General features: G+C 58.6%; 14 protein-coding genes and 3 pseudogenes. 10 read left to right on the top strand and 7 right to left on the bottom strand.

What is annotated here, in order from left to right:
* Positions 1 to 11 precede the first annotated feature (11 nt).
* Positions 12 to 1,211: a pyridoxal-phosphate-dependent aminotransferase family protein gene (locus A8B82_RS01310; protein WP_067287360.1), complete on the top strand. Its 1,200-nt coding sequence runs from the start codon at positions 12 to 14 to the stop codon at positions 1,209 to 1,211.
* Positions 1,212 to 1,321: 110 nt separating this feature from the next.
* On the opposite strand, the pseudogene A8B82_RS01305 reads toward A8B82_RS01310, so the two are convergent.
* Positions 1,322 to 1,624: pseudogene (locus A8B82_RS01305) on the bottom strand (integrase core domain-containing protein); the annotation flags it as partial.
* A 136-nt stretch (positions 1,625 to 1,760) separates the two neighbouring features.
* Here A8B82_RS01305 and A8B82_RS01300 point away from each other — a divergent pair.
* The 3 genes from A8B82_RS01300 (at position 1,761) to istB (ending at position 4,933) form a co-directional block, all read left to right on the top strand.
* A complete protein-coding gene (locus A8B82_RS01300; protein ID WP_067287357.1) occupies positions 1,761 to 3,017 on the top strand; it encodes an IS110 family transposase in 1,257 nt (418 codons plus the stop codon).
* Positions 3,018 to 3,343: 326 nt separating this feature from the next.
* On the top strand, positions 3,344 to 4,153 hold the full coding sequence (locus A8B82_RS01295; protein WP_201120720.1) for a transposase: 810 nt from the start codon (positions 3,344 to 3,346) through the stop codon (positions 4,151 to 4,153).
* 12 nt (positions 4,154 to 4,165) lie between these two features.
* Positions 4,166 to 4,933 (top strand): IS21-like element helper ATPase IstB, encoded by a 768-nt coding sequence (gene istB, locus A8B82_RS01290; RefSeq protein WP_067287355.1) that lies wholly within the window; start codon positions 4,166 to 4,168, stop codon positions 4,931 to 4,933.
* A 131-nt stretch (positions 4,934 to 5,064) separates the two neighbouring features.
* Here the strand turns inward: istB and A8B82_RS01285 are convergent.
* Both A8B82_RS01285 and A8B82_RS01280 read right to left on the bottom strand, forming a co-directional pair.
* A pseudogene (locus A8B82_RS01285) lies at positions 5,065 to 5,366 on the bottom strand (transposase); the annotation flags it as partial.
* Between the two features lie 227 nt (positions 5,367 to 5,593).
* Entirely contained in the window at positions 5,594 to 6,289 is a 696-nt protein-coding gene (locus A8B82_RS01280) for an IclR family transcriptional regulator (protein ID WP_067287350.1), read from the bottom strand.
* Positions 6,290 to 6,441: 152 nt separating this feature from the next.
* On the opposite strand from A8B82_RS01280, the gene A8B82_RS01275 reads away from it, so the two are divergent.
* The 6 genes from A8B82_RS01275 (at position 6,442) to A8B82_RS23400 (ending at position 12,598) form a co-directional block, all read left to right on the top strand.
* Positions 6,442 to 8,772, top strand: coding sequence for a cytochrome P450/oxidoreductase (locus A8B82_RS01275; protein WP_067287347.1), 2,331 nt, complete (start codon positions 6,442 to 6,444; stop codon positions 8,770 to 8,772).
* Between the two features lie 43 nt (positions 8,773 to 8,815).
* On the top strand, positions 8,816 to 9,850 hold the full coding sequence (locus A8B82_RS01270) for a TRAP transporter substrate-binding protein (protein WP_067287344.1): 1,035 nt from the start codon (positions 8,816 to 8,818) through the stop codon (positions 9,848 to 9,850).
* 65 nt (positions 9,851 to 9,915) lie between these two features.
* Positions 9,916 to 10,401, top strand: coding sequence for a TRAP transporter small permease (locus tag A8B82_RS01265; protein ID WP_201120719.1), 486 nt, complete (start codon positions 9,916 to 9,918; stop codon positions 10,399 to 10,401).
* A complete protein-coding gene (locus A8B82_RS01260) occupies positions 10,394 to 11,695 on the top strand; it encodes a TRAP transporter large permease (protein ID WP_067287341.1) in 1,302 nt (433 codons plus the stop codon). The genes A8B82_RS01265 and A8B82_RS01260 overlap by 8 nt, the downstream gene beginning before the upstream one ends.
* A gap of 154 nt (positions 11,696 to 11,849) precedes the next feature.
* Positions 11,850 to 12,407 carry a VOC family protein gene (locus A8B82_RS01255; RefSeq protein ID WP_067287338.1) on the top strand — a complete coding sequence of 186 codons (558 nt, stop codon included), beginning with the start codon at positions 11,850 to 11,852 and terminating at the stop codon, positions 12,405 to 12,407.
* Between the two features lie 8 nt (positions 12,408 to 12,415).
* Positions 12,416 to 12,598 carry a DUF2783 domain-containing protein gene (locus A8B82_RS23400; protein WP_082899081.1) on the top strand — a complete coding sequence of 61 codons (183 nt, stop codon included), beginning with the start codon at positions 12,416 to 12,418 and terminating at the stop codon, positions 12,596 to 12,598.
* A 71-nt stretch (positions 12,599 to 12,669) separates the two neighbouring features.
* Here the strand turns inward: A8B82_RS23400 and A8B82_RS01250 are convergent, their stop codons facing one another.
* From A8B82_RS01250 to A8B82_RS24430, 4 genes and pseudogenes are all read right to left on the bottom strand, one after another.
* The gene (locus A8B82_RS01250; RefSeq protein WP_067287336.1) at positions 12,670 to 13,296 is read right to left on the bottom strand and encodes a 3-oxoacid CoA-transferase subunit B; all 627 of its coding nucleotides are present in this window, start codon (positions 13,294 to 13,296) and stop codon (positions 12,670 to 12,672) included.
* Positions 13,296 to 14,000 (bottom strand): CoA transferase subunit A, encoded by a 705-nt coding sequence (locus tag A8B82_RS01245; protein WP_067287333.1) that lies wholly within the window; start codon positions 13,998 to 14,000, stop codon positions 13,296 to 13,298. The genes A8B82_RS01250 and A8B82_RS01245 overlap by 1 nt, the downstream gene beginning before the upstream one ends.
* A 63-nt stretch (positions 14,001 to 14,063) precedes the next feature.
* Positions 14,064 to 15,305: a fumarylacetoacetase gene (fahA, locus tag A8B82_RS01240; protein WP_067287330.1), complete on the bottom strand. Its 1,242-nt coding sequence runs from the start codon at positions 15,303 to 15,305 to the stop codon at positions 14,064 to 14,066.
* A gap of 11 nt (positions 15,306 to 15,316) precedes the next feature.
* Positions 15,317 to 15,517: pseudogene (locus A8B82_RS24430) on the bottom strand (hypothetical protein); the annotation flags it as partial.

The following is a 15,517-nucleotide window of genomic DNA, read 5'->3' as shown; positions in this document are numbered from 1 at the left end:
TTCCTATTCTCATGCCGGGTATTAACTTTCTTCACACCCCAGGACCGACGCATATCCCGCAATCGGTTCTAAATGCCATGTCGCGCCAACCTCTCGACTTTGTGGACTCGCGTTTTGAGGACCTCGTCAGGGAGTGCTTTGAGGAACTGCCGCCACTTTTTGACACTGACGGTGAGGTTTTTCTTTATGCCTCTAACGGACACGGCGCCTGGGAGGCAACGACGCGCAATCTGATCGGGCCGAACGATCAGGTTCTGATGCTGGAAACGGGGTTCTTCAGTCAACGCTGGGTCGAATGTACCGAGATGCTTGGGGTTCAAACGACGGTTCTGAAAGGTGAACCCGGACTGGCTGTTGATCCGTCGCGCATCACAGAGACCCTTGGCGACGACAAGGATCACTCCATACGGGCAGTTTATGTTGCTCACACAGATACCGCATCCGGTGTTCGCACTGATCTTGCTGAAGTGCGCGCAGCAATTGATGCAGCCAATCATCCCGCTCTGCTTGTGGTCGATGCAATTGCATCCTTTGCAGCAGAGCCCCTCTCGATGGCGGATACGAACATCGATGTCGTAGTGGTTTCAGTTCAAAAGGGCATGATGCTGCCGCCTGGCATGTCCCTGACTGCGGTGAGCGGTCGCGCGCTTGAACGCTCTGCAACGCTCAACGCGCCAAACTGCTATTGGTCTTGGAAGGAACGCCAAAAGGAGCTGGTTTACCAAAAGTTCTGTGGAACACCGCCAACGCACATGCTGTTTGGGCTTCGGCAGGCACTGCACCTTATCAAAAGTGAGGGCCTGACGCAGATTCAAGACCGGCATGCGTTGCTGGGGGGGTTCGTCCGCGACTGCGTCAGCGTTTGGACGCAATCTGAGGGCATCGACTTTTATGCGCGCGAGCCCTCGCAGCGCTCAAACTCCGTCACACCCGTCATTATCGACCAACCCGATGCAATGGCAGAAGCCGCGCGGGTGCTGGCGCGCACACAGTTGGATGTCAGCGTAGCTGGTGGTTTTGGGCCGACGGCCGGAAAGATGATCCGGATCGGCCATTTGGGAGATATGAACCTTCCAATGATCATCGGTTGTCTTGGAACGCTTGAGGCGGCCATGCATCAGAGCGGCGTCCAGTTTCGCAGCGGCTTGGATGACGCGTTGCGGAAGCTTCCCGATTTCACATCCGGCAACTTCTCTCTCACCGAAGGCTGAGCGCGACGGTAGTTCGCCGTGACAGACTTCCCGAAAGCTAAGGACACTAGAATGGCTGGTTGGCCTATTTCCGAACAAACGCTCTGACCTGCTCCCCTTAGAGTCCGCGTTTATAAGTTAGCTCTGTTCAGGTTTTGGTCCTCTTCCGACCTTTGGTGATACTCCCGCGGTGTGAGCCCGTCGAGGCTCGAATGCGGGCGGTGGTGATTGTAGTCGTCGCGCCATGCCGCAATCATGCGGCAGGCATGGCGCAAAGACGGGAACAGGTGCTCGTTGAGGCATTCCTCTCGCATCCGGCCATTGAAGCTCTCGACCAGACCATTCTGCATCGGTTTTCCGGGTGCGATGTAGTGCCACCCGACTTTGCGGTCTTCCTGCCATTTGAGCATCGCGTTGGACGTCAGCTCGGAGCCGTAGCACATCGGGAACATGCGCTGCCGACAGGTTATGGCCGCGCGCGCAGCCTCCACATAGCGCAGCGGGTGGCCATAACCGGGTCTCAGGTCTCAACAGTGGTTTTGCAGAACCACACCGCTGAGGAGACCGGCTATGACCGCTACCTATTCTATCGATTCGACCGTCCTGGTCGCCATCGACATTTCCAAGCATCGCCACGAGGTCTTGATTGGGGTCCCCGGCAAGAAACGTCGTCGCCGTATGACGATCATGAACACTTTGGAAGACTTCCATCGTTTGTCCGCGGCGCTGGTCGGTTACGACCTGCCGGTTCGAATCGGGTTCGAGGCGACCGGCAACTATCACAGGCCGCTGGCGCATCATCTCGGACAGGCCGGGTTCGACCTCAAGCTTATTTCCTCCGTCGGCCTCGCCCGGACACGCGAGGCCCTGCACAACAGTTGGGACAAGAATGACCCGAAGGACGCCCAGGTCATCTTGCACATGCTGGAGATCGGCGCCGTGCAGTTCTTCCATGACCCACTGGTCGTCGGGACAGCCGACATCCAGGAGTTGTCGAAGACGCACGAGATCGTCTCGCGTTCGAAGACTGAGCTCTGGCACCGCATCCTGACGCATTACCTGCCGCTCTACTTCCCAGAGGCCGAACGGTTTCATCGAAGTTCTCGGACCGGCTGGTTCCTGGCGTTCCTCGAGAAGTATCCGACACCGACGATGATCACGGCCATGAGCCGAGACGCCTTCATCGCTGATGCTTGGCAGGTGGTGGGCAAGAAGGTCTCAAAGGAGCGTCTGCTTTCAGATATTTATGCCACGGCAGTGGACTCCGTCGGTTTGCCCGTCGAACCGGATTCCGATGCCGTCCGCATGTTCCGCCTGGTCCTTGCCGAAGGCAGAAGCCTTGTCCGCCAGCGCAACGAGATCGAGGCCCGCGCGGTCGAGTTGCTCTCGGATCTGCCGGACTATCAGCTGCTGACAACCATCCCCGGCATCGGTCCGATCAACGCCATGACCATCCTGGCCGAGGCCGGAGACCTGCGCCGTTTCCGGCATCACCGCCAGTTCCTGAAGTTCTGCGGAATGGACCTCGCGACGGTCCAGTCCGGCATGTTCCGCGGTCAAAGCCGGATCTCCAAGTATGGCAATGCCCGGCTGCGCCGCACGCTCTGGATGGCCGGCCAGACCGCCGTTCTCAAGCGGACCAACAGCTTCCGGGACAAGTTCGAACGCTACATCTCGAAGGACCGACACAACGCTCATCTGCGCCGCAAGGCCTACACCGCGATCGCGGCGAAGATGGCGCGCACCGTACATGCCGTAGTCAATCACGGCGAACCCTATCGCCCCTTCTTCGAGGGGGTGAGCCCAGGCGGAAGGACCTCTCTCTGACCAGTGCCGTGGAGGCAGTTCTCTGACCTCGTAGATAATGTTCGGGCCTTCTGCTTGGGATTTGGGATCTCGTATTAAGGACGGTAAGGGCCGCAATTGCGCGTACCCTGTGTTTGCTATGGATGAGATCATTTCTTGACGGCAGAGCCCGTCTGGGCAACCTTATCAGGGTATCCGGAAAGCCGGATGCCACACGACCTGCTGACCTAAGCAGCCAGCATTTCCCGACATAGGACGTTGTCCGAGACCACCATGCAGGGATAGCCACGCAACTCAGCGATCCGGTCCAGCTCGCGGGCGACACGCGCACCGCCTACGGCACCGTCGTGCTTCCGGCGCGGCCCTACAAGCCGCGCGACAAGGCAAAGGTCGAGGTCGGCGTTCAATTGGCCCAGAGGTGGATCGTGGCCGCCCTGCGCAACCGGCAATTCGCGTCGCTCGCCGAGGCGAATGCCGCGATCCGTGAGATGCTGGAGACGCTGAACGGCAAGGTGACCCGGCACCTGGGCGCCAGCCGCCGGGAGCTGTTCGAAGCGCTCGACCGGCCGGTGCTGAGGCCATTGCCGATCGCCCGGTACGAGTACGCGGAATGGCTCGAGCGCAAGGTTGGCATCGACTACCATGTCGAGATCGAGAAGCATTACTACTCGGTGCCCCACCGGCTGCTGAAGAAGAAGCTCTGGGCCAGGCTGACCGCCCGCACGGTGGAGATTTTCCATGAGGGTGAACGGGTTGCGTCGCATCGGCGGACTTCGGGGAACCGCAAGCACACCACCGTTTCCGACCACATGCCGGATGCGCATCAGCGCTACGAAGGTTGGACCCCCGCCCGGATCAAACGCAAGGCGGCCAGGATCGGGCCCAATACCGCGACCCTCGTCGACCTGATCCTGACAACCAAACCCCATCCCGAGCAGGGGTTCCGCGCCTGTCTTGGCATCGTCACCTTGGCCAGCTCCGAGGGCTATGAAGCGGTCGAAGCGGCCTGCCTGCGCGCGCTCGAGATCGGCGCCGCCTCCTACAGCTCGGTCAAATCCATCCTTCAGAACAAATTGCATCGCAAGCGGCCCGACACGCGCCCCGAGGGGCCGGCGATCACCCATCCCAATATCCGGGGCGCCGATTATTTCCACTGAGAAAGGACCAACATGCTCGACCATCCAACCCACGGCCAACTCCGCGAGCTCAAGCTCGACGGCATGGCCGACGCATTTGCCGAACTGCAGGCCCGCGACGATACCGGCGATCTCAGCCATGCCGAATGGCTGGGCTTGCTGATCGACCGTGAGGCCGCCAGCCGGTCCACCAAGAAGTTCCTGAGCCGGATGCGAACCGCCAAGCTACGCCACGTCGGAGCCAGCATTGAAGACGTGGACTTCCGCACGCCGCGCAAACTCGACAAAGCTCTGTTCCAACAGCTCGCCGCCGGTCGCTGGATCGACGCCCACCAGAACTTGCTCATCACCGGCCCTTGCGGTGTCGGCAAGACTTGGCTCGCCTGCGCCCTTGGTCAAAAGGCTTGCCGGGACGGCAAATCGGTCCTCTATCACCGCGTGCCGCGGCTCTTTGCCGATCTCGAACTTGCCTATGGCGACGGCCGTTTCCCACGCCTGTTCCGCCAAATCGTGAAGGCCGATCTGCTCATCTTGGATGACTGGGGCCCCGACCGTCTCACCTCAGGACAGCGTCGCGACCTGATGGAGATCGTCGAAGATCGATATCAATCTGGGTCAACGATCATTACCAGTCAGCTCCCTGTCGACACCTGGCACGATGTCATCGACGAACCAACCTTTGCCGACGCCATCCTCGATCGGCTGATCCACAATAGCTGCCGCCTTCCCCTCGACGGTCCCTCCCTGCGCAAGACCAAGGACGCCGCCCAACCCAAAGATCGGGAGGATCGCCAGCCTTGACCAACCCGGTCCCAAATGGGATCAAAAACCAACGCTCAGCGGTGTCACCTCAAAGTGACCGGATACCCCGGAATCGCTGACCGGATGTCGTCGGAACAGGCGACCGGATGCCCCGGAATACGCACGACGCACATCCCGGTCACGATCTCTCGCAGACGCCGAGGCTTCAGAGCTTTCGGAGAATGACGTCCTGCAGCATCTCCCGGTCCAGCGTCAGGTCGGCTACGATCTTCTTCAGCCGCGTGTTCTCATCTTCGGGCGCCTTAAGCCGACGCATCTCGTCCGGCAAAAGCCCGCTATATTTTTTCTTCCAGTTGAAGTCGGTCGCCTGGCAAATGCCCGCCTTGCGGCAGATCTCCGCCACCGGCGTGCCCTGCTCGCCCAGCTTCAGGATGAACGCCTTCTGCGCCTCCGTGAACTTCGATGCCTGCATGCGTTTCCGCTCCTCTTCCAGCCAGGAAAGATTAGCCGAAAACTCCAGCTTCGAACGGTCCAGTTTTCAGGGAGTAGAGCAAGAGGTTAATCCCAATGAGCAAGTCTTTCCAAGTCGATGTCGAGGGGCGATTGTCTAGCCTTGGACCTAAATGCACGTCTTTTCGGTAATGGTTTGAAGTTGTAACCATATTTTGAGACAATCTGCTAGGGGTACTGGGGGGCTTTTCACTTAAACGCCCAGGCCAGATCAATCGCAGCCGTTAAGACATGCCGGCTCGCCGTGTCTATGTCCAGTTCTTCGAGGGCCACGACGCCGATTGAAAATTCAAACCCCGAGAATCCCGTCGACGGGAGATCGACTGGGCTAGAAACGCCGACGGCGCCGCGATGCAACTCGCCGCGTGTGACGCTGACCCCTGTTTGTCTACAGGCTATGACCGCGTCGGTATCCTCGTCAGTTGCCTCGCGACCAGCAAGGATTGCAATCCCGGCGGCACCCTTGGACAGCGGGTGGCGAGAGCCGATGCGGTAGTGAATGTTCATGTTTGAATTCTGCGGCTCGGCTGTCAAAGCGACCACACATTCTTCCCCTTGGGCCATCGACAGAAACGCCGTTGCGCCTGTGGCATTGGCAAGTTTCTCAAGCAGGGGGGTCGCGAGCCCGCGCACGTGGTCAGCGGAGCGGGCGCCCAACAAATAGGCCCCGGCCGCCAAGGCGATCTGTCCTTCGGCAAGCCGTCGAACCAAACCGTTTTCCTCTAAGGTTGCAACGATCCGATAGGCAATCGGCCGGTGCACGCCAAGCAGATCCGCCAGCTTGGCAATTTTGATTCCCTCAGTGGATTGAGCGATCAGCGCCAGCGCTTTCAGGCCCCGATCCAGCGTTTGAAGCGTGGATGTCGACTTTTTTTCTTCAGACATGTCGCAGGCTCTACTCCCTGAAAACGCGCAGTTTTATCGGATATGTCAAAATTATGTCCGATTATCGTACATATTAGACCGATAAAAGTTCTTGTCGAGTCAAGAATCGTAACATATGAAACGAAAAAGTGAGGAACCGAGGAGATCTGACGATGACGGATGGCACCATTCAGACAGATGAGGCACGCGGGTGTCCCGCAAGCGCCGGGGCCTGTCCTGTTTCGCATGACGTTCTCAAGCAGGCCGAAGATTTTGACGCTTTCGGTGGCAGCTATCTGACCGACCCGGCAGAAGCACTGCGGTGGTCCCGTGAGCAGCTCCCGGTCTTCTATGCACCTGATTTGGGATATTGGGTGGTCAGCCGTTATGACGACATCAAAGCGGTTTTCCGCGATAACATATTGTTTTCGCCTCGGAACGTGCTTGAAAAGATCACGCCCGCGACCCCGGAAGCGCAAGAGGTTCTTAACAGCTACGGCTATGCCATGAACCGGACCATGGTGAATGAGGACGAGCCGGCCCATATGGAACGGCGCCGTGCGCTTATGGACCATTTCCTGCCGAAGAACCTCGAAGCGCATCAAGACATGGTGCGCCGTTTGACCCGCGAAAAGATGGATCAATTCATCAACAAAGGGCGGGCAGATCTGGTCGCGGAAATGCTATACGAGGTGCCCCTTCTGGTCGCGCTCCACTTTTTGGGTGTGCCGGAAGACGAGATTGAAACGCTGCGCACTTTCTCGCTTGCTCATGCGGTGAATACTTGGGGACGGCCCTCCGATCAGAAACAAATCGATGTCGCGCACGAGGTTGGTCAGTTCTGGCAATATGCCGGTGAGGTGATTGACAAGATGCGCGCTCAACCCGACGGCACGGGTTGGATGCACCACACCATCCGCATGAACCAAGAACGGCCGGACGTTGTTACGGACAGCTACGTCCACTCCATGATGATGGCGATCATCGTGGCGGCCCACGAAACGACGTCGCTTGGGTCGACGAATATGTTCAAGACCCTTTTGAGCCATCGCGACGCTTGGGACGACATTTGCGCAGATCCGTCGCTTATCCCGAACGCAGTAGAGGAATGTCTGCGGTATGCGGGGTCCGTTGTGGCATGGCGCCGGCAGACCACTGCCGCGACCCGCCTGGGTGGGGTGGATCTGCCAGAAGGGGCCAAGTTGCTTATTGTGCAGGCCTCTGGGAACCAGGACGAAGCGCATTTCGTCGACGGCAGCCGGTTTGACATCTATCGCGACAATGCGGTCGATCATCTGACCTTTGGATATGGTGCCCACCAATGCATGGGTAAAAATATCGGCCGTATGGAGATGCGGATTTTCCTTGAGGAAATGACGCGCCGCTTGCCGCATCTAAGGCTGGCAGAGCAAGAGTTCTCCTATCTGCCGAACACATCGTTCCGTGGACCGGACCAATTGTTGGTGGAATGGGATCCCGCGAAAAACCCGGAACGGGGATCACCCGAAGAGACCCGCACGAGGGTTGATTTTCCAATCGGCGCTCCGGCGAAACGCGATGTCGCGCGCAAGGTTCGGGTCCGTGAACTGCGGGAAGAGGCCTCTGGCATCCTTGGAATATCGCTCGAAGATGCGAAGGGACGTCCTTTGCCCGCCTGGACGCCTGGGGCGCATGTCGAGCTGGTCGTCGGCGACTACGACCGAAAATATTCGCTGTGTGGCAAACCTGAAGAGCAGTGCCTTCAAGTCGCGATCCTTCGAGAGGAAAACGGGCGCGGTGGTTCGAAACACATTCATGAGACCTTGCGTGTTGGACAAGAAATCCGAATGCGGGGACCTCACAACCTGTTTCGTCTCGACGAAAATGCCGCTCATTACACCCTGGTCGCAGGCGGGATCGGGATTACGCCGATTTTGGCAATGGCCGATCGTCTCAAGGCATTGGGCAAGAGCTACGAGGTGCATTATGCGGGCCGGTCGTCGGCGAGCATGGCGTTCCGGGATCGCCTGGCATGGGATCACGGGGATGCCCTGACGCTTTATACGGATGACACTGGCAAGTTCATGGATCTTGCCGGGTTTGCCGATGCGCTTCCCGAAGGTGGTCAGATTTATGCCTGCGGTCCAGCTGGTCTGCTGGCCGCCCTTGAAGACGTGACGGCAAAATTGCCGGATGGATCATTCCATTTCGAGCACTTCAGCGCGACGTCTGCGACCCTCGATCCCGAAAACGAACAGGCGTTCGAGGTCGAACTTGTCGATTCTGGCCTGACGGTGACCGTGGCCCCAGACACGACGCTGCTAGACGCGCTTCAATCGGCGGGGATCGACGTGGCCTCGGATTGCCGCGAAGGCCTTTGTGGGTCCTGCGAAGTCGCTGTGGTTGAGGGAAACATCGACCATCGGGATGTCGTTCTGACCCGCTCGGAGCGCGAAGAAAACAAACGCGTCATGACCTGCTGTTCCCGCGCCAAGGCCGGCGGACGGCTCCGACTTTCTCTTTAAATTCATCAAGATCAACCCGTTCACGACATCAGGGAGGTATAGCATGTCGAAGACGAAATCCATTCTCCGGGCCATTGTTCTGGGGTCATCATTTCTTGCCACGAGTGCGCAGGCGGAGGTGACGCTGAAGCTGAGCCATTATCTTCCCGCGGTTCACGGGATCCACACTGACATGATCGTGCCGTGGACCGAAGCAGTGACCAAATGCACCGCCGGTGAGGTGAAGTTCGAGATCTTCCCGGCAGGTTCGCAACTTGGCAACGTCGCACGCCAGCAAGAGCAAGTGATTGCGGGCGTTGTGGATATTGCGCACGGACTGCACGGCATTCCTCGGGGGCGCTTTCCGCGCACCTCTCTGATCGATATGCCGTTCCTTACCGCAGATGGGGCCGTGGCCAGTCAGGTTCTCTGGGACATGCTGCCGGAGTATCTGGCAGAGGAATACAAAGGGCTCAAAGTTCTGGCCCTGCATGCGCACAACGGTGGATTGATACATACGAACGCGCAGCTGGTCGAGACGATGGACGATCTCAAGGGATTGCGAATTCGCACCCCGAGCCCGGCGGTTTCGGAAATGCTCTCGACGTTGGGAGCCGACCCTCAGGGGCTTCCTCCGGGTGAGGTTTACGAAAGCCTGCAACGCGGTGTGATTGACGGCACAGTTTTCCCGTGGGATCCGGTCAAGAGCTTTGGTCTGAACGAGGTTCTCAATTACCACCTCGATTTGGGTGCTTACACCGTATCCTTCTTTTTTGTGATGAACCAGCAGTCCTATGACAACCTGAGTGAAACGGCGCAAGGCTGCATCGACAAGTATTCCGGCGATGTTCTTGTGAAAAAGGTTGGGACCGCCTGGTCGGAATGGGATGCGCCTGGCCGTCAGGAAGCGATCGACGCTGGCCATACCATCACCGTTCTGGACGAAGACGAGCGCGAAGCGTGGCGCACTGCGCTAGAGCCGATGATGGCTGCCTATCTTGCTGCGGTCGAGGCGCAGGGCGTCGACAACGCCCGTGAGATCTATGCCGAAATGCAGGCCCGTATTGCCAAACTCGAGGCGGCCAAGGCCGGAAACTAACGCCTGGCCTATGTAACGGATCGCGGCCCGTTCTGTCGGGCCGCGATCACGAAAGGAGGAGCCAAGTGAACATACTTGAAAAAAGCGCGGACAGGATGCTTTCGGGGCTGGCGATGGTCGGCGTGGCAGCCTACGGCGCAGCCGCATTGGTTACTGTTGCGGACATCCTGGGGCGACGTGTCGGGTTTCCCATCGAAGGTGTCGTTGACCTGGTTCAGCTTTTCGTCGTTTCGGGGGCATGGCTTGTCATGCCCTACGCATTCCGCGCCGGAGCCCATGTCAGCGTGGACTTCCTGCTTGCAATCATGCCGCGTCGTTTTGCTGGGGCATTGCGGGTGATCACGGGTCTGTTGGCGCTGGCCTTGATCGGTGTGATGCTGTGGCAGGGCTTTGTCACCTTCCAACAGCGGACCATGTTCGGAGACACGTCGCAACAGCTGGGAATTCCTATCGCATGGTATTGGTATCCTTTGCTTATCGGGCTTGCGGGCTCTTTGCTGGGGATCGTCCTTCACGTCATGTCTTCGGGTAGAGGAAAAGCGCATGGATAGTCCTGTTCTCGGCCTCGTGGGCTTTGCTGCGGCGCTCTTGCTGATTGCAATAGGGGCACCCGTTGGCATCGCAATGGGGATGGTCGGCGCGCTCGGGTATTTCTATCTTAACGGCTGGATCGGAACCGCTTATGTGCTGGGGTCCGGCCCATTCGATGCGATCTTCCCTTACTCTTTTTCGGTCATCCCACTGTTCGTCATGATGGGCGTCTTCGCGTCCCATGCCGGTCTTTCGCGCGCCCTATTCAATGTGATCAACGCGTTCATCGGTCACCGTCGAGGCGGGCTTGCCATCACTACAGTGGGTGCCTGTGCTTTCTTTGGGGCGATATGCGGCTCGTCGCTAGCGACGGTTGCGACCATTGGCCGGGTCGCTTTGCCGGAAATGGATCGACATGGGTATGCACAATCTCTGTCGACCGCGACCGTCGCGGCTGGCGGGACTTTGGGGGTGCTGATCCCTCCGTCGGTTCTTTTGGTTGTCTATGGTCTGTTGACGCAGAGTTCAATCGGGCAGTTGTTCATCGGTGCCTTGATCCCTGGCATTCTCGGGGCTTTGCTTTACGCGGGTGCCATCATGATCACCGTGCGGCTGCGTCCGGACACCGGACCGGGAACGAAGAAAAGCACTTGGGCGCAGCGATTGGCGCACCTCAGAGACGTTTGGCAGGTCGTGCTGCTTTTCTCGATCGTCATAGGCGGCATTTATCTGGGTTGGTTTTCGCCCACAGAGGCGGCCGCCGTCGGTGCTGTGGGTGCCTTTCTTCTTGCTTGGGCCGCAGGAGGGTTGAACCGGCGTACGCTTTTGCTATCGGTATTTGAAAGTGCAGGTCTTACGGGAATGATCTTTTTCATCCTAATCGGCGCGGCCCTGTTCAATTTCTTTCTCGAAAATACCGGGTTGCCGCAGCTTTTGATTGAACAGATCCGTGCCTCTGGGCTTGGACCAATGCAGGTGATGTTCCTGATCTTGCTTTTCTATATCGTTCTTGGGTGCTTCATGGATTCGATGTCTATGGTTCTTCTGACGGTGCCGCTTCTAACGCCCGTCGTGATTGATCTTGACTTCAATCTGATCTGGTTTGGCATAATCGTCGTCACTGTCGCCGAGATCGGTTTGATCACGCCGCCAATTGGAATGAACCTATTCGTGGTGAAGGCCTCGGCAAAGGACCTCCCCATGAGCACCGTCGTACGGGGCATATTCCCATTTATCCTCGCCGATGTTCTTCGCCTGGCGCTGTTGGTCGCATTTCCCATGCTCGTACTTTGGCTGCCAACAACCACGATGTAGGCAAGCCCTTTTGGCTCCAATCAATATCGATGCATCCCAGGAAATTGGGATGCGTTTTTTGGTTGCGAATGCAACGAGTTTGATCTGAGTCAAATCCCAGTGTAGATTCCTATGATATTAGTTGCAAATGCAACGACTTTCGGGGAGGAAAACCATGTCGGCACCCGCGCTCAAGATCCAGAAAATCCACCACGTCGCCTATCGCTGCAAAGACGCAAAAGAAACGGTCGAGTGGTATAAGAAAAATCTGAACATGGACTACACGCTCGCCTTCGCCGAGAACCACGTGCCGTCCACGCATGAACCCGATCCCTATATGCACATCTTCCTTGATGCGGGCGCAGGCAACGTCTTGGCGTTCTTCGAACTGCCGACCAAGCCGGAGATGGGCCGCGACGAGAATACGCCGATCTGGGTTCAGCACCTCGCCCTTAAGGTCAAAGATCGTGACACCCTCGTTGCCTACAAAGAGCACCTCGAAACAAACGGTGTTGAAGTGCTCGGCGTGACCGATCACTCGCTGTTCTACTCAATCTATTTCTTTGACCCGAACGGTCACCGCATCGAACTTGCTTGTGACGATCCGGGTGCAGCTGCGAAAGCAGCCAAAGCAGCCCTAGTAAAAGACGAGATGCTTGAAGAGTGGTCCAAGACGAAACGCGCCCCACGTCAGGCCGCATGGCTCCACGAAAAAGAGCTGGGTGAGGTCTAAGATGCTCAATACCTACGAATATCCGGAACCCCGACAAGTTCTACGAAGTGTTGACTGATGCGCAGCGCGACATGTCCGAACAGGAAGCCAGCGACATGAATGCAGGACTGGATCTGATCTTCGCGAACCAGGTCGGCATTCTGACATACCTCCAAGAGGCGATTTCGCTGGCCGCCGGGTCCAAGTCTTAACGCAACCAATACAAAAGAGCCGCCCGATTTTAGTCGGGCGGCTCTTGCCGTTTCAGAGAGTGAATTGCCGATTAAACGATCGTCGCCTCAGTTGCTGCGATGATCTCTTCTCGGGTCACGCCTTCGGCGCATTCGACGATGTGCAGGCCCTTGTGGGTCACGTCGATGACGCCGAGGTTGGTGATGATGCGGTCCACGACGCCCTTGCCGGTGATGGGCAGGGTGCAGGATTTCAGCACCTTGGACTCGCCGTGCTTGTTGGTGTGGTCCATCACCACGACGACACGGCCGACGCCCGCCACGAGGTCCATCGCGCCGCCCATGCCTTTGACGAGCTTGCCGAGGATCATCCAGTTCGCCAGATCGCCGTTCTCGGCCACTTCCATCGCACCAAGGATCGCCATGGCGATCTTGCCGCCGCGGATCATGCCGAAGGACTGCGCGCTGTCGAAATAGACCGTGTTCGGCAGCTCGGTGATCGTCTGCTTGCCCGCGTTGATCAGGTCGGGGTCCTCTTCGCCCTCGTAGGGGAAGGGGCCCATGCCGAGCATGCCGTTCTCGGACTGCAACGTCACCGACACGCCCTCGGGGATGAAGTTCGAGACCAGCGTAGGGATGCCGATGCCGAGGTTCACATAGGTGCCGTCTTCGAGCTCGAGCGCGGCCCGTGCGGCCATCTGGTTCCGATCCCAAGCCATTATGCAGACTCCTTCTTGCGCGTGGTGCGCTGTTCGATGCGCTTCTCGTGCTCGCCTTGGATCAGGCGGTGCACATAGATGCCGGGCAGGTGGATGGCGTCGGGGTCGAGCGAACCAACAGGCACGATCTCTTCGACTTCTATGATGCAGATCTTGCCGCACGTCGCGGCGGGCGGGTTGAAGTTGCGGGCGGTCTTGCGGAAGATCGCGTTGCCGGTCTCGTCGGCCTTCCAGGCTTTGACGATGGAGATGTCGGCGAAGATACCCTCTTCGAGGATGTATTCCTTGCCGTTGAAGACTTTCACCTCTTTGCCCTCGGCAATCTGAGTGCCGACGCCGGTCTGGGTGTAGAAACCGGGAATGCCGCAACCGCCCGCACGCATCCGCTCGGCGAGGGTGCCTTGGGGGTTGAACTCCAGCTCGAGTTCGCCCGAGAGATACTGGCGCATGAACTCGGCGTTCTCGCCCACATAGGACGACATCATCTTCTTGATCTGGCGCGTGGCGAGCAGCTTGCCGAGACCGAAGTTGTCAACGCCCGCATTGTTCGAGGCGACGGTGAGGTCTTTGACGCCGCTCTTGACGATTGCGTCGATCAGGAGTTCGGGAATACCGCACAAGCCGAAACCGCCTGCGGCAATGAGCATTCCGTCGTTAAGGATGCCATGCAGGGCCTCCTCGGCGGAGCCATAAATCTTTTTCATTGTGACCTCGTCGTCAGGGACAAATCGGATTGAAATGGCTCCAGCGGCGCTGGCGCCTTAGGATTACGCGGGGAGGGCGCGCGCGGGCAGAATTTGTCCGACGCAGTCGCCAAAGCCGACCAGATAGCCGTCGCCCTTCGCCTGCCCACGAAGGGTCAGGGTATCGCCATCCGCGATAAAGCTGCGCGTCTCGCCGGTGTCGAGAGTGAACGGCTCTTTGCCGCCCCAGCTCAATTCCAGAAGCGAACCTCGTCTTTCCTTGGTCGGGCCGGAAATCGTGCCCGAGCCCAGTAGATCGCCCACCCGCATCGGACAGCCACAAGAGGTGTGATGCGCAAGTTGCTGCGCAGCGGAGTAATACATCTCGCTGTAATTGGTGCGGGTGATAATGGTCTCGCCTTTGCCTTCTGGTGCGAGGCCGACTTCAAGCGCGATATCGTAGAGCATGGGCGCGGGTTCTTGAAGGTAAGGCAAGAGCGGCTTTTCACGCTCGGGCGTCGAGGTCCGGAACGGCTCGAGTGCGGCAGCGGTGACGATCCAGGGGCTGATCGTGGTCGCAGTTGCCTTGGCCTGGAAGGGTCCGAGCGGCTGGTATTCCCAAGCCTGGATGTCGCGGGCCGACCAGTCATTCAAGAGCACAAAACCGAAGATATTATCGAAGGCTTCCGAGACCGAGATCGGGCCGTTCGACGGCTGGCCAACGATGGCGCCCATTTCGAGTTCGATGTCGAACCGCTGTGACGGGCCAAAGCGCGGGGCTGTGTCGTCGGGACCTTTCAGCTGACCGTTGGGTCGGACAACAGGCGTACCGGAAAGGACGACCGAGGAGGCGCGACCGTTGTAGCCGATCGGGATATGCAGCCAGTTCGGGGGCAGGGCGTTCTCGGGACCGCGGAACATGGTGCCGACGTTGAAGGCGTGGTGCTTTCCAGCGTAGAAGTCGGTGTATTCTGTCACCGTGAAGGGCATATGCATCGTCACGTCAGAAGCCGGGACGAGGTATTTGGCGATGCCTTGATCGGCGCCTTCTGAGAGAAGCTTGGTCAGCGTCGCGCGCAGATCGCTCCACGCCGTCTTGCCCAGAGCCATGAAGGCGTTCCAGCTTCCGGTGCTAAGCGTTCCCTCGAAGGAAAGGACGCCGTCTGTTTCCATAGCGGCAACGTTGAGGACCTGATCCCCAATGGCGACGCCGCAGGTCGGCTTTCCGCCGTCATGCGAGAACACGCCATAAGGCAAGTTGTTGAGCGGGAACTGCGTGGTCGCGGAATTCGCGCTTTCGACCCAAGAGCGGAGTAGTTTGGTCATGGGGTTTCCTTTCAACTGGCGTCAGGCTGCGCCTCGGGGCGCGCGTCGGCAAATGCGGGGAGAGCGAGGCATCGTTGCTCGATCTCGATAAGGCGTGCGAACGGAGCGAGGTCCGTCCCCCAGCGCCGGGCGTTGTAGAGTTGCGGCACGAGACATAGGTCGGCGAGGCTTTGGACGTGTCGCGGTTTGATGCCGCTCCTTTGATAGCATTT

The sequence above is a fragment of the Sulfitobacter sp. EhC04 genome, from assembly GCF_001650875.1.
GTDB lineage: Bacteria > Pseudomonadota > Alphaproteobacteria > Rhodobacterales > Rhodobacteraceae > Sulfitobacter.
This window is presented reverse-complemented; position numbering and strand designations above follow the sequence as displayed.

Bases quoted from the DNA above. Each gene is read 5' to 3' on its own strand.
- A8B82_RS01310 (WP_067287360.1), top strand. From the start codon at position 12: ATGCCGGGTATTAACTTTCTTCACACCCCAGGACCGACGCATATCCCG.
- A8B82_RS01300 (WP_067287357.1), top strand. From the start codon at position 1,761: ATGACCGCTACCTATTCTATCGATTCGACCGTCCTGGTCGCCATCGAC.
- istB (WP_067287355.1), top strand. From the start codon at position 4,166: ATGCTCGACCATCCAACCCACGGCCAACTCCGCGAGCTCAAGCTCGAC.
- A8B82_RS01280 (WP_067287350.1), bottom strand. From the start codon at position 6,289: ATGTCTGAAGAAAAAAAGTCGACATCCACGCTTCAAACGCTGGATCGG.
- A8B82_RS01275 (WP_067287347.1), top strand. From the start codon at position 6,442: ATGACGGATGGCACCATTCAGACAGATGAGGCACGCGGGTGTCCCGCA.
- A8B82_RS01270 (WP_067287344.1), top strand. From the start codon at position 8,816: ATGTCGAAGACGAAATCCATTCTCCGGGCCATTGTTCTGGGGTCATCA.
- A8B82_RS01260 (WP_067287341.1), top strand. From the start codon at position 10,394: ATGGATAGTCCTGTTCTCGGCCTCGTGGGCTTTGCTGCGGCGCTCTTG.
- A8B82_RS01255 (WP_067287338.1), top strand. From the start codon at position 11,850: ATGTCGGCACCCGCGCTCAAGATCCAGAAAATCCACCACGTCGCCTAT.
- A8B82_RS01250 (WP_067287336.1), bottom strand. From the start codon at position 13,296: ATGGCTTGGGATCGGAACCAGATGGCCGCACGGGCCGCGCTCGAGCTC.
- A8B82_RS01245 (WP_067287333.1), bottom strand. From the start codon at position 14,000: ATGAAAAAGATTTATGGCTCCGCCGAGGAGGCCCTGCATGGCATCCTT.
- fahA (WP_067287330.1), bottom strand. From the start codon at position 15,305: ATGACCAAACTACTCCGCTCTTGGGTCGAAAGCGCGAATTCCGCGACC.